13 protein-coding genes are annotated in these 12,558 nt (G+C 73.6%); 7 read left to right on the forward strand and 6 right to left on the reverse strand.

Annotated elements, in window-relative coordinates:
• Positions 1–55: 55 nt before the first annotated feature.
• The 3 genes from msrA to BU198_RS16625 form a co-directional block, all read right to left on the reverse strand.
• A complete protein-coding gene (msrA, locus tag BU198_RS16615) occupies positions 56–721 on the reverse strand; it encodes a peptide-methionine (S)-S-oxide reductase MsrA (protein ID WP_188297630.1) in 666 nt (221 codons plus the stop codon).
• Between the two features lie 98 nt (positions 722–819).
• Positions 820–1,944 (reverse strand): hypothetical protein, encoded by a 1,125-nt coding sequence (locus BU198_RS16620; RefSeq protein WP_188297631.1) that lies wholly within the window; start codon positions 1,942–1,944, stop codon positions 820–822.
• Positions 1,945–1,996: 52 nt separating this feature from the next.
• Entirely contained in the window at positions 1,997–3,625 is a 1,629-nt protein-coding gene (locus BU198_RS16625; protein WP_188297632.1) for a M48 family metalloprotease, read from the reverse strand.
• A gap of 232 nt (positions 3,626–3,857) precedes the next feature.
• Here BU198_RS16625 and BU198_RS16630 point away from each other — a divergent pair, with 232 nt between their 5' ends.
• On the forward strand, positions 3,858–5,012 hold the full coding sequence (locus BU198_RS16630) for a cystathionine gamma-synthase (RefSeq protein WP_188297633.1): 1,155 nt from the start codon (positions 3,858–3,860) through the stop codon (positions 5,010–5,012).
• 24 nt (positions 5,013–5,036) lie between these two features.
• Here BU198_RS16630 and BU198_RS16635 read toward each other — a convergent pair whose 3' ends face one another.
• Positions 5,037–5,519, reverse strand: coding sequence for a MarR family winged helix-turn-helix transcriptional regulator (locus tag BU198_RS16635; protein ID WP_188297634.1), 483 nt, complete (start codon positions 5,517–5,519; stop codon positions 5,037–5,039).
• A 122-nt stretch (positions 5,520–5,641) separates the two neighbouring features.
• On the opposite strand from BU198_RS16635, the gene ilvA reads away from it, so the two are divergent.
• The 3 genes from ilvA (at position 5,642) to BU198_RS16650 (ending at position 8,926) form a co-directional block, all read left to right on the forward strand.
• Entirely contained in the window at positions 5,642–6,853 is a 1,212-nt protein-coding gene (gene ilvA, locus BU198_RS16640; RefSeq protein ID WP_188297635.1) for a threonine ammonia-lyase, read from the forward strand.
• Between the two features lie 152 nt (positions 6,854–7,005).
• Positions 7,006–8,067, forward strand: coding sequence for an ATP-binding cassette domain-containing protein (locus tag BU198_RS16645; protein ID WP_188297636.1), 1,062 nt, complete (start codon positions 7,006–7,008; stop codon positions 8,065–8,067).
• Between the two features lies 1 nt (position 8,068).
• A complete protein-coding gene (locus tag BU198_RS16650; protein ID WP_188297637.1) occupies positions 8,069–8,926 on the forward strand; it encodes an ABC transporter permease in 858 nt (285 codons plus the stop codon).
• A gap of 76 nt (positions 8,927–9,002) precedes the next feature.
• Here the strand turns inward: BU198_RS16650 and greA are convergent, their stop codons facing one another.
• Positions 9,003–9,503, reverse strand: coding sequence for a transcription elongation factor GreA (gene greA / locus BU198_RS16655; protein ID WP_188297638.1), 501 nt, complete (start codon positions 9,501–9,503; stop codon positions 9,003–9,005).
• A 350-nt stretch (positions 9,504–9,853) separates the two neighbouring features.
• A complete protein-coding gene (locus BU198_RS16660) occupies positions 9,854–10,267 on the reverse strand; it encodes a DUF4307 domain-containing protein (RefSeq protein WP_188297639.1) in 414 nt (137 codons plus the stop codon).
• A 244-nt stretch (positions 10,268–10,511) separates the two neighbouring features.
• Between BU198_RS16660 and mca the strand changes: the two genes are divergently transcribed.
• The 3 genes from mca to BU198_RS16675 all read left to right on the forward strand — a co-directional run.
• On the forward strand, positions 10,512–11,417 hold the full coding sequence (gene mca, locus BU198_RS16665) for a mycothiol conjugate amidase Mca (protein WP_188297640.1): 906 nt from the start codon (positions 10,512–10,514) through the stop codon (positions 11,415–11,417).
• Between the two features lie 49 nt (positions 11,418–11,466).
• A complete protein-coding gene (locus tag BU198_RS16670) occupies positions 11,467–11,658 on the forward strand; it encodes a hypothetical protein (RefSeq protein ID WP_188297641.1) in 192 nt (63 codons plus the stop codon).
• Between the two features lie 82 nt (positions 11,659–11,740).
• Positions 11,741–12,558, forward strand: an 818-nt coding sequence (locus tag BU198_RS16675) for a histidine kinase (RefSeq protein ID WP_223244478.1), incomplete at its 3' end; no start/stop codon positions are given.

The raw sequence follows: 12,558 nt of genomic DNA on the forward strand, positions 1-12,558 counted from the left end.
CGGTCACTTTGAGTGGCCGCAGCCGGGTGCCGGAGAGCGTCCGGGGCGCGGGAGGTCAGCCCTGGGTGCGGGCGACGCCGATCGGGCAGGAGGCCCCCGTGCCGCCGAGACCGCAGTAGCCGTTGGGGTTCTTGGCCTCGGACAGGTACTGCTGGTGGTACGGCTCGGCCGGGAAGAACGGCCCGGCCGGGGCGATCTCGGTGGTGATCGGGCCGTGACCGAGCGTGGTCAGGGACGGCTGGAGGGCCTCCCTGGTGGCCGCGGCGGCCTCGGCCTGGGTGGGGGAGTGGGTGTAGACGGCGGAGCGGTACTGGGTGCCCACGTCGTTGCCCTGGCGGTTGCCCTGGGTCGGGTCGTGCGCCTCCCAGAACGTCTTCAGCAGGCGCTCGTAGGTGATCACCGCGGGGTCGAACACCACCCGGACCGCCTCGGTGTGCCCGGTCAGCCCGCTGCACACCTCCTCGTACGTCGGGTTGGGGGTGTGGCCGCCCTGGTAGCCGACCAGCGTCGTCCACACGCCGGGCAGCCGCCAGAAGGCGCGCTCGGCGCCCCAGAAGCAGCCCAGCCCGAAGTCGGCGACCTCCAGGCCCTCCGGGTACGGGCCGGTCAGCGGGTGGCCCAGCACGGTGTGCGGCTCGGACAGGGTGAAGGCCGGGGTCGGCCGGCCGGGCAGCGCCTGGTCGGCGGGGACGAGCGAGGTCTTGTGGCGGTTGAACAGCACGGCCTGCTCCAGCGGGTCGGGAAAGGTGGCGCAGGGTCCAACGCGGACGGCCGCCCCCGGATTCCGGGAGCGGCCGCCGGGGCCGGGCGCGGGGTCGGTCAGCGCTTCTTCCGGCCGGCCCCCCTGGCCGCCTTGACCCGCAGGTCGACGAAGGACTGCCGGGGGTCGCCGAGGTAGGTGAACGGCTGCGGGACGTACCGGCCCAGGGCCTGGTACTGCTCCAGCGCCTCGGCCGGCCGACCGACCAGGGTCAGGGTGTACGCGAGCCAGCCGCGGGCGGTGCGGATCCGGGGGTGCTCCGGGTCGGCGGCGGCGAGGTCGGCGAGCGCGGCGTCCAGGGCGGCGCCGACCTCGGGCCGCTTCCAGGCGCTGAGCCGCTCCCCGTCCTGGCCGAACTGCTCGAAGTACGCCTCCAGCTTCATCGGCGCGAGCAGGCTGCCGGCCGGGGCGGCGGCGATCGCCCCGTCGATGAACGCGTGCATCAGCTCGTGGCTGCCGTGCCACTTGGCGCACCAGTACTGGAGGGCCCGGTTGTGCGCCGCCCAGTGGTGCGGGTCGCGCTCGGTCAGCTCGGCCCAGTGCGCCCGGAACCGGTCGTTGGACCAGCCGAGGCCCATGGCGACGGGGACCTGGGCGACCCACGGGTTGGGGTCGTCGGCGGGGGCGAGCGCGGCCGCCTCGACGGCGGCCTCCCCGGCCTCCCCCAGGACCCGGTGGAAGGCCGCGAACTGCTCGCGGGTGACGTGCTGGGCCCGGGCCGAGCTGCGGATGTTCCAGGCCAGGACGACCAGGGCGTCCGCGTGCAGCAGGGCGGCCGCCGGGTCCTGCGGGTGCTCCGCCCGCCAGGCCAGCAGCCAGGCGTCGTCCTCGGCCGCCAGCTCGGCCAGCGGGCGCTGGCGCCGCCAGCGGACGTCGGCGCGGACGTCCCCGGTGAGGTGGGCGGCGGCAGGCCGCCAGTCGCCCGCCTTCGCGGCGGCGAGCGCCGCCGCCTCCTCGGGGCCCGGCTCGCCGTCCAGGACCAGGTCCTCGGCGGGCACCAGCCCGTGGCCGGACGCGGTGGCGGTGTCCCTCCCCCGCTCCTCCTCGGCCTGCCGTGCCTCGTGGTTCGCGATGGTGGTCCTGGCCCGTTCCAGCTGGGCCTGCTTGCGCTTGGCCAGCCTGGTCATGACGACCGGGAACAGCAGCACGAGGCCGACGACGGCGAACACGATGATGCCGGTCAAGGGAGATCCTTCCTGGGCGCGGTGCGGTGCGGTGCGGTGCGGTGCGGTGGGCTCAGACGGCCGGGGCGGTGGCCGACGGGAGGCCGGCCCCGGCGAGCAGTGCCCGCAGCGGCTCGGTGTCCGGCGTGTCGGTGCAGGCGGCGTCGAGGGCGGTGTCGAAGCGCTTGGCGAAGCCGTCCGGCAGGTGCAGTTCGGCCGGTCCGGACCAGGACAGCTCCCAGCCGGCCAGGCCGGCCTCGGCCAGCGTGACGACGGTGGCGTGCGCCAGTTCCTTCCGCAGCACCGGGCGGGCGAACTCGCGGGCGGCCCGGCCGGTCGCGGCGGCGGCCTCCTCGCTCCTCGGCAGCCGGCCGGTGAACTCCCAGGCCCGGCCGGCGTCGACGGCGTCGAGCAGCCCGTGGACGGTGGGCGGCAGGCCCAGGGCGGTCAGGGCCCCGCGGGCCGGGACGGCCGCCTCGCGGGCGTGGACGAGCATCGCCGCGCGGACCAGCTCGGGCCAGTCGACCCGCTGCTTGCGGGCCGCCTCCGGGACCAGCGAGACGGCCTCCAGCTCGGTCAGCACCCGCTCGGCCTCGTGCAGCAGCGCGAGGGCGGGGCCGGTGGCACCCGGGCCGCGTCCGTCGTCGGGAAGCGCCTCGATCGCGGCGACCCGGCGGTCGATCGGCGGGTGCGAGTCGTACGGGTCGGGCTGCTCCGAGGGCAGTTCGAGCGCGTACTCGGCGAGCTCCTCCCGGCGCTTCGGGTCGGCCAGCAGGTGGGCCAGGCCGCCGTAGACCTGGCCGGCCGGCGGGAGCAGCCCCGCGTCCCAGCCGATGGTGGCGTAGCTGCCGAGGTAGAAGTCCTGGGCGGAGCCCAGGACCGGCATCCGGCGGAGCGCCGCGGCGGTGACGTCCCGGCCCGCGAGCTGGGCGGCGACCTGGTCGGCGGCGTACTCCTGGCGGCGGCCGACCGCCTCGGAGACCCGGAAGTAGAGCTTGGCGTAGAGGGTGAAGAACTTGGCGAGGACCCGGTCGACCCCGCCGGTGGCCACCGCGCCGGACGGCTTGCGGCCCTTGGCCAGCCGCTTCTCGGCCTTGGCGGCCAGCTTGGCGGCCTCCTCGGCCTTGTGCTCGTCGGCGCGCTCGTGGAGGCCGCCGATGGTGTGCAGGACCGCGCGGCGGCCGGCCACCGTGACGGCGGCCAGCTTGACGTCCCGGTTGCTGTAGTGGCCGAACTCGTGCGCCAGCACGGACTCCAGCTCGCCCTCGGTGAGGCCGATCAGCAGCGGGGCGCCGATGACGAGGTGCCGCTTGCCGGGGACCAGGCCGAGCAGCCTGGTCTCCTCCAGGACGCCCGCGTTGACCTCGGGCACGAGCCGGATCTCGGCCGGTCCGCGGACGCCGGTCCGCTCGGAGATCCGGTCGACCACGGCCCACAGGGCGGGCTGCCGCTCGCGGGTGAGGAGTACTCCGGCCACCTCGCCGTCGTCCTTGCGACGGCGGGTCAGGAACACCACCCGGACCACCGGGTAGGCGACCGCGGCGGTCAGTGCCCAGACCTTGATCAGGGTCGGGCGGAGCTCGCCCGAGGCCTGGTACAACGTGATGTCGAGGACGAGCAGGCCCACGACGATGCCGAGGGCGAGCAGGTAGAAGCCGATGAGCAGGGCCACGGCGGTGGCGGCTCGGGCAGATGTGTTCATGACAGTCGAACGCTGGGGCGCGTCCATGCGGTGACCTTCCCGGGGGCGCGACGGCAGGACGACGCGCGGTTGTTGCATGGTGAACATGTGTACGACGGGTGCAGATCGTAGCGGTCGCCGGGGGCTCGGCGCACCGTGGTTACGGCCCGCCGCACCCCGCTCCCACCTGCGGGTTCGTCCCGGTTCCCGGTTCGGGAGGGCTTGGCGGCATTCGCCCACTAGGCTCGGACCCATGACCCAGCACCAGCTTCCCCAGGGCTTCGAGACCCTCGCCATCCACGCGGGTCAGGAAGCAGACCCCCAGACCGGGGCCGTCGTCACGCCGATCTACCAGGTGTCCACCTACAAGCAGGACGGGGTGGGCGGACTGCGCGGCGGCTACGAGTACAGCCGCAGCGCCAACCCGACCCGCACCGCGCTGGAGGAGTGCCTCGCGGCGCTGGAGGGCGGGGCCCGCGGCCTCGCCTTCGCCTCGGGCCTGGCCGCCGAGGACACCCTGCTGCGCACGATCCTCAAGCCGGGCGACCACATCGTCATCCCCAACGACGCCTACGGCGGCACCTTCCGGCTGTTCGCCAAGGTGCTCACCCGCTGGGGCGTCGAGTTCTCCGTCGCCGACACCCAGAACCTGGCCACCGTCCGCGAGGCGCTGCGCCCCAACACCCGCGCGGTGTGGGTGGAGACCCCGTCCAACCCGCTGCTGGGCATCACCGACCTGGCCGCGCTCGCCGAGATCGCCCACGGCGCCGGCGCGCTGCTGGTGGTCGACAACACCTTCGCCAGCCCGTACCTCCAGCAGCCGATCTCGCTCGGCGCGGACGCGGTCGTGCACTCCACCACCAAGTACATGGGCGGCCACTCGGACGTGGTCGGCGGTGCGCTGGTGCTGGCCGACGCGGCCCTCGGCGAGGAGGTGGCCTACCACCAGAACGCGATGGGCGCCGTCTCCGGCCCGTTCGACGCCTGGCTGGTGCTGCGCGGCATCAAGACGCTGGGCGTCCGGATGGACCGGCACAGCGCCAACGCGGAGAAGGTCGCCGAGCTGCTGGCCAGCCACCCGAAGGTCAGCCAGGTGCTCTACCCGGGCCTGCCCGAGCACCCCGGCCACGACATCGCCGCCAAGCAGATGAAGGGCTTCGGCGGCATGGTCTCGTTCCGGGTCGCCGCCGGCGAGGAGGCGGCCGTCGAGGTCTGCAACCGCGCGCAGCTGTTCACCCTCGGCGAGTCGCTCGGCGGCGTCGAGTCGCTGATCGAGCACCCGGGCCGGATGACCCACGCCTCGGTGGCGGGCTCGCTGCTGGAGGTGCCGTCCGACCTGGTGCGCGTCTCGGTCGGCATCGAGTCGATCGACGACCTGCTGGCCGACCTCACGCAGGCGCTGGGCTGATCAGGACGGGGCCCCGGCGGCCCCTCACTGCCCCTGCCGGTCCGCCGAGTACGACTCCATCGCGAGGTTGAAGCGGGCCAGCAGGGCGCAGAACGCGCGCTGTTCCTCCGGTGGCCAGCCGGCCACCAGGCGGCGGGTCAACTCGGCCCGGCCGTCCCGGACTTCGGTGAGCCGGCCGGCGCCGTGCGAGGTCAGTGCGAGCCGTACGGCGCGGCGGTCGGCCGGGTCCTGCACCCGGCCGACCAGCCCGGCGGCGACCAGCGGGGCGACCTGGCGGGTCACCGTGGAGGAGTCCACCCCGAGGGCCTCGGCCAGCGCCTTGACGTTGGCCGGGCCGTGCCGGTCCAGCCGGTCGAGCAGCAGGTAGGCGGCCCGGTCGAGCGCCCCGACGCCGCCGTCGGAGGTCCGGACCTGTTCCATCCGGCGCGCGAACAGCGCGAGCTGGTACTGGAGTTGGGTGTACACGGGGTCGGTGCGGTCGGTGGCCTGGGGCGAGGTCGTCGTCATCGCGGCTCACGATCGTCGTGCGGTGAGGGAGGCTCAGGACCAGCAGCGTACGCGGGCCGGGCGGGCCCGGGAACAGGCCCGGCATCCCGGATTGCCGTCGGAGCCCCCCGTAGTCTGGCGCCATGCACAACTGGCCGATCACCCTCGACGACGTCCGCGGCGCCCAGAAGATGCTCGCCGGGGTCGCCCGGGTGACCCCGATGGAGGGCAGTCGGCACCTCTCCGCGCTGATCGGCGCGCCGGTCCACCTGAAGTGCGAGAACCTGCAGCGCACCGGGTCCTTCAAGCTGCGCGGGGCGTACGTGCGGATCGCGGGACTCTCGCCGGTGCAGCGGGCCGGCGGCGTGGTGGCGGCGAGCGCCGGGAACCACGCCCAGGGGGTGGCGCTGGCGGCCGCGCTGCTGGGCGTGCGCTCCACGGTGTTCATGCCGGTCGCGGCGCCGCTGCCGAAGGTCGCGGCCACCCGCGAGTACGGCGCCGACGTGCGGTTGCACGGCGCCACCGTGGACGAGGCCCTGCTGGCCGCGCAGCGGTACGCGGACGCGACCGGCGCGGTGTTCATCCACCCCTTCGACCACTGGGACGTGGTCACCGGTCAGGCGACCGTCGGGCTGGAGATCCTGGAGCAGTGCCCCGAGGTGCGGACCATTCTGGTCGGGGTGGGCGGCGGCGGGCTGCTGGCCGGGATCGCGGCGGCGGTGAAGCCGCTGCGGCCGGACGTGCGGGTGGTCGGGGTGCAGGCGGCGGGCGCGGCCGCGTACCCGCCCTCGCTGGCGGCCGGGCGGCCGGTGTCGCTGGAGCGGTTCGCCACCATGGCGGACGGGATCATGGTCGGGCGGCCCGGGGACATCCCGTTCGAGGTGGTCAACACGCTCGCGGACGGCATCCGCACGGTCTCCGAGGAGGCGCTGTCGCGGGCTCTGCTGCTCGGGCTGGAGCGTCTGAAGCTGGTGGTCGAGCCGGCCGGGGCGGCCCCGATCGCGGCGCTGCTGGAGCGGCCGGACTCCTTCGAGGGCCCGGTGGTGGCGGTGCTGTCCGGCGGCAACATCGACCCGCAGCTGATGCAGCGGGTGCTGCGGCACGGGCTGGCGGCGGCCGGGCGCTACCTGTCGCTGCGGGTGCGGCTGGCGGACAAGCCGGGCGCGCTGGCGGACCTGCTGGGCGTGCTGACCAGGGTGGACGCCAACGTGCTGGACGTGGCGCACGTGCGGACCGACCCGCGGCTGGGGCTGACCGAGGTCGAGGTGGACCTGCATCTGGAGACCAAGGGGCCCGAGCACTGCGCGCTGGTGGTCGGTGAACTGCGGGACGCGGGGTACGTGGTCTCCGGCTGAGTTCCGTCCCTTGACGCGATATATCGCGTACTGGGAGACTCGCGATACATCGCGTTCGAGTCCCATGGGTCGAGTACCGACTCGCCCGTGTGCCTGAAAACAGGGCAGAGTGGGACAGATCGCCCCATACGTCCTAGGAGATGAGGCAGGCCATGGCGCCAGCCATCCAAGCCGAGAACCTGGTGAAGACCTTCGGCGACGTACGAGCCCTGGACGGCGTCAGCCTCGACGTCCCCGAGGGCACGGTGCTCGGGCTGCTCGGCCCGAACGGCGCCGGGAAGACCACCACCGTGCGGGTCCTCACCACTCTGCTCCGCCCCGACTCCGGCCGGGCGGTGGTCGCCGGGGTCGACGTGCTCAAGCACCCCAACCAGGTCCGCAGCCTGATCGGCCTCTCCGGCCAGTACGCGGCGGTCGACGAGTACCTGACCGGCTTCGAGAACCTCACCATGGTCGGCGAGCTCTACCAGATGACCCACCGCGAGGCGAAGGCCAGGGCGCTGGAGCTGCTGGAGTGGTTCAACCTCGCCGAGGCCAAGGACCGTACGGCCAAGACCTATTCGGGCGGCATGCGCCGGCGCCTGGACCTGGCCGCAGCCCTGGTCGTCCGGCCGCCGGTGATGTTCCTGGACGAGCCGACCACCGGCCTCGACCCGCGCAACCGGCTCGCGCTCTGGGAGGTCATCGAGACCCTGGTCGAGCAGGGCACCACGCTGCTGCTCACCACCCAGTACCTGGAGGAGGCCGACCGCCTCGCCCACGACATCGCGGTGGTCGACCACGGCCGGGTGATCGCCCGCGGCACCGCCGACCAGCTCAAGGCGCAGATCGGCGGCGAGCGGATCGAGGTCGTGGTGCACGAGCCAGGACTGATCACCGACGCGCTCGCGGCGCTGTCCGGCTACGCGCTGGGCGAGCCGACGGTGGAGAAGAACACCCGCCGGATCACCGTGCCGATCAGCGGCGGCGCCCGGGTGCTCGCCGACGCGATCCGCGAACTGGACTCCCGCGGGATCGAGATCGACGACATCGGGCTGCGCCGCCCGACCCTGGACGACGTCTTCCTCACCCTCACCGGCCACGTCGCCGAGGAGCGGCCCGGGGAGGAGGACGGCGACGACGCCGGCGCGGACGGCCGGGGCAAGGGCAAGGACGGCGGCAAGGGCGGCCGCGGGCCGGACAAGCAGGCCGTGACGGCCGGGAAGGAGAGCTGAGATGAGCACCGCCACCGAACACGCCATCGGCCCGGCGATGCCCAGGCAGCGCCGGGGGATCTCCGCCGCCCTGCACGACTCCTGGGTGGTCGCCAAACGGAACCTGCGCCGGACGACCCGCATACCCGAGATCGTCGTCTTCGGGCTGATGCAGCCGGTCATGTTCGTGCTGCTGTTCTCGTACGTGATGGGCGGGGCGATCAAGATCCCCGGCACGAACTCCAGCTCGGACACGTACATCCAGTTCCTGATGGCCGGCATCTTCGCCCAGACCGTCACCTTCGCCGTCGCCGGTGCCTCGGCGGGCATCGCGGAGGACATGAGCAAGGGGCTGGTGGACCGGTTCCGCTCGCTGCCGATGGCCCGTTCCGCGGTGCTGGTCGGCCGCACCCTCGCGGACCTGTGCCAGACCGCGTTCACCCTGGTCGTGCTGGCGCTGGTCGCGCTGCTGGTCGGCTGGCGGATCCACGACGGCCTGCTCAAGGCGCTCGGCGCCTTCGGCCTGCTGCTCCTGCTCGGCTACGCCTTCTCCTGGATCGGCGCGCTGATCGGCCTGTCGGTGCGCAGCCCCGAGGCGGCCACCTCGGCCGGACTGATCTGGCTGTTCCCGCTGACCTTCGTGTCCAACGCCTTCGTGCCGGTCACCTCGATGCCGGGCTGGCTCCAGGGGATCGCGTACTGGAACCCCTTCAGCGCCACCGTGCAGGCCTGCCGGGTGCTGTTCGGCAACCAGGTCGGTCCGGTGGACAGCGCCTGGTCGATGCAGCACGCGGCGCTGGTGTCGGTGCTGTGGTCGGTGGTGATCACCGCGGTGTTCTCGTGGCTGGCAGTGCGCAAGTACCGGTCGTCCAGCGCCTGACCGGGCTCGGCCCGAACGCCGAGGGCGGCCGCGGAGTCCCTGACCTCCGCGGCCGCCCTCGTGTCGTGGCGCCGGATCAGCCGGCGTGCGGCACGACCTTGACGATCTTCACCATGGCCGGCCTGCCGTTCGGCAGCTCGTAGGTGGCCTCGTCGCCGATCCGCTTGCCGTCGATCGCGCGGCCCAGCGGGGACTGCGGCGAGTAGACGTCCAGGGCGTCGGCGCCGGCGACCTCGCGGGAGGCGAGCAGGAACTCCATGAGGTCGTCCTCGTCGCCGTCGAAGGCGACCGTGACGACCATGCCCGGGGCCACCGTGCCCGAGTCGGCCGGGGCCTCGCCGACCTTGGCCCGCTCCAGCAGCTGGGTCAGCTGGCGGATGCGCAGCTCCTGCTTGCCCTGCTCCTCCTTCGCCGCGTGGTAGCCGGCGTTCTCCTTGAGGTCGCCCTCCTCGCGCGCCGCCTCGATCTTCTGGGCGATCTCGATGCGCCAGGGCCCGGTCAGGTGGTCCAGCTCGGCCTTGAGCTGGTCGTAGCCGGCCTGAGTGAGCCAGGTCACGTTCTCACTGGTCTGGGTCACGGGTGCTCCTCGTAGGTGCTGGGGGGCTGTGCTGAGGGTGTGAGTCGTCAGCAGGGTCGGTGGTGATATCGGTCTCAACTACAAAGCAACGCCCGCTCCCGTACCATCCGGTGCGGAAGGGGCGAAACCACGAGCCTAACAAGTCCTGCCGACATACGGGAGGGGCGTTTGCGCGCCATTGACGGCGGCGTTGCGCCGGGGTGTACGGCAACGGGGCGCGGAACCCTCTACGGATGCCCGCTCCCCGGATCGAATATGCGCGCCGCCGGTGACGGGTGCGCCGTGCGGGGCGCGCGGCCGGGGGTGTGGCGCGGGGGGCGTGGCGCCGGGGGCGTGACGAGGGGTGCGCGCTACTTGGCCGGGGTGCAGCCCAGCAGTTCGGCGGTGGTGCCGCGCGCGGTGGTGCGCAGGGTGACCACCGCGTCGTAGCCGGAGCCGGCCGCCGGGACCGGGAAGTCGGCCACCCCGACCACCGCGTGGTCGTCGGCCTGCGAGCGGACCGTACAGGTGCCGGCCTGCCCGTCGCCCTTGCGCACGGTGAGGCGCAGCTGGACCTCGGAGTCGGAGAGCACCTGGAAGGTCGGCACCGAGCCGTTGATCTTCGACTCGCGCAGCAGGTAGGAGCCGCCCAGCCAGGCGATCAGGCCCAGGCCGAGCACGCCGCAGACCGCGCCGATCACCTTCAGGCGGCGGTCCGAGTCACGGGTGCCGCCGCGGCCGTAGCGCCCCTCGGGCAGCCGGGCGGCGGTGGTGTCTGCACTCATCGGACTCCGTCCTCTCCTGGGGGAGGGGCCGCGCGGGATGGTGCGGGGGAATGCGACGGACCTCCAGTCCGTCACTATAGGAGGGGCACGCCCGCGGCCGGTCCGGCGGGGGCAGGGCTCGGCCGCGCCGGCGACGTTCAGCGGCCCGGCCCCGCGGCGACGCGGTCCCGAAGTGAGCGGTTCGTACGGTGGGCAGACCCGGACTCCGCGGAACGCCCGACGAGTGTGGAAGGAACGCAAGGCGTTGACTGAGCAGTTGCGACTGATGGCGGTGCACGCCCACCCGGACGACGAGTCCAGCAAGGGCGCGGCCACCATGGCCAGGTACGTCGAGCAGGGCGTGGACGTGCTGGTGGCCACCTGCACGGGGGGCGAGCGCGGGTCGGTCCTCAACCCCAAGCTCCAGGGGGACCCGTACATCGAGGAGAACATCCACGAGGTGCGCCGCAAGGAGATGGACGAGGCGCGGGCGATCCTCGGCGTCCGGCAGGCCTGGCTGGGCTTCGTGGACTCCGGGCTGCCCGAGGGGGACCCGCTGCCCCCGCTGCCCGAGGGCTGCTTCGCCCTCCAGGACGTCAAGGAGGCGGCGGAGCCGCTGGTCCGGCTGATCCGCGAGTTCAGGCCGCAGGTCATCACGACCTACGACGAGAACGGCGGGTACCCGCACCCGGACCACATCATGACCCACAAGATCACCATGCTGGCCTTCGACGCCGCGGGCGACCCGGACGCCTACCCGGAGGCCGGCGAGCCCTGGCAGCCGCTCAAGCTGTACTACAACCACGGCTTCCCGATGGGCCGCATCCGGGCCCTGCACGCGTACCTCACCGAGCACGGCCACGAGTCGCCGTACGGGGAGTGGATCGAGGGCTGGGAGAAGAGCGGCCGCAAGGAGCGCGAGATCACCACCCGGGTCCGCTGCGACGACTGGTTCGAGACCCGCGACCGCGCGCTGATCGCCCACGCGACCCAGATCGACCCGGACGGCCCGTGGTTCCGCGTTCCCCTGGAGGTCCAGCGCGAGGTCTGGCCCACCGAGGACTACGAACTCGCCCGTACCCTGGTCGACGTGGACCTGCCGGAGGACGACCTGTTCGCCGGTCTGCGCACCCCCACCCTGGTGGCCGAGGCCGCCGACACGCGCGACTGAACCACCCCCCGAGGGCCCGGCTCCCCGTGAGCCGGGCCACCATAGAGATATGAGTGCCTCCGTGAACCTCGTCCATCTCGCCGCTGACCTCGCCGTCGACGACGCCAAGGTCACCCCCGGCCTGCTCGGCTTCGTCGTCTTCGCCGCCCTCGGCGTCGCGACCTGGTTCCTGGCCAAGTCGATGAACCGGCAGTTCAAGAAGGTCGACTTCGTCGAGGAGCCGGAGGCCCCGAAGGAGTGAGCCGGCGGCCGGCCCCGCCCGTGGGGCCGGCCTTCGGTGAAGCGGTCCCGGCGGCCCGTCCGGCTTCGTAGGATCCCGAGCCATGACGTGGTCGTGGCAGACCGTGGTGCGCGGGGCGGGGTACGGAGCGGCCGTGGCGGGGGTGCTGGCGGCCGCGGTGGCGGGGCTGGGGGACCCGGGGCCGCTGATCGTCGGCTCCGGGGTGACGGCGGTGGCCGCCGGGCTGTTCCCGGCGCTCCGGGGCCCGGGGCGGGCCGGGGCGGTGGGGCCTTCGGTGCTGTCCGCCTGCGCCGTCTCGCTGCTGGTGACGGCCGGCTACCGCGGGCCGGTGTCCGGCGGCATCGAGCCCTGGTGGCTGCTGGAGACCGTCGCGCTGCTGGCCCCGGTCGTTCCCGCGGTGCGCCGGCCCCCGGCGGCGGCCGCCCTCGGCTACGGCGTGCTGCTGGTCGTGACGGTGGTGCTGGTGCCGCTGCGGATCGCCCTCTGGGCCCGGCCGCCGGCCCCGCCCGAGGCGGCCGTCAAACTCTGTCTGATCCCGGCCCTGCTGTCCTGCGCGGTGGTCGGCGTCGGCTGCTACCTGCGGTCGATGGACACCCGCGCGCGGGCCGCGGTGGTGGCCGGACGGCGGGCGCAGCGCCTGGACCTGGCCCGTGACCTGCACGACTTCGCCGCGCACGACGTCACCGGGGTGGTGGTGCTGGCCCAGGCCGCGCAGGTGCTGGCCCGGCAGGACCCCCGGCAGGCGGTCGAGCTGCTGGCGGGGATCGAGGCGGGGGACTGGCCGGCGGTCGGACGTCCGCGCCGCGCGGCGGTGTCGTCCTTCGGCATCAGCGGCACCAACGCGCATGTGGTGCTGGAGCAGGCGCCCGCCGAGAAGGCCGTCCAGGCCGGCGAGGTGAC

Origin of the sequence: Streptomyces sp. CBMA156, assembly GCF_014596515.1 — a bacterium.
Taxonomy (GTDB): domain Bacteria; phylum Actinomycetota; class Actinomycetes; order Streptomycetales; family Streptomycetaceae; genus Kitasatospora.

Coding starts and splice junctions, on each gene's coding strand:
- BU198_RS16645 (WP_188297636.1), top strand. CDS start 7,006: ATGGCGCCAGCCATCCAAGCCGAGAACCTGGTGAAGACCTTCGGCGAC.
- BU198_RS16625 (WP_188297632.1), bottom strand. CDS start 3,625: ATGAACACATCTGCCCGAGCCGCCACCGCCGTGGCCCTGCTCATCGGC.
- BU198_RS16650 (WP_188297637.1), top strand. CDS start 8,069: ATGAGCACCGCCACCGAACACGCCATCGGCCCGGCGATGCCCAGGCAG.
- ilvA (WP_188297635.1), top strand. CDS start 5,642: ATGCACAACTGGCCGATCACCCTCGACGACGTCCGCGGCGCCCAGAAG.
- BU198_RS16670 (WP_188297641.1), top strand. CDS start 11,467: ATGAGTGCCTCCGTGAACCTCGTCCATCTCGCCGCTGACCTCGCCGTC.
- BU198_RS16630 (WP_188297633.1), top strand. CDS start 3,858: ATGACCCAGCACCAGCTTCCCCAGGGCTTCGAGACCCTCGCCATCCAC.
- BU198_RS16660 (WP_188297639.1), bottom strand. CDS start 10,267: ATGAGTGCAGACACCACCGCCGCCCGGCTGCCCGAGGGGCGCTACGGC.
- BU198_RS16635 (WP_188297634.1), bottom strand. CDS start 5,519: ATGACGACGACCTCGCCCCAGGCCACCGACCGCACCGACCCCGTGTAC.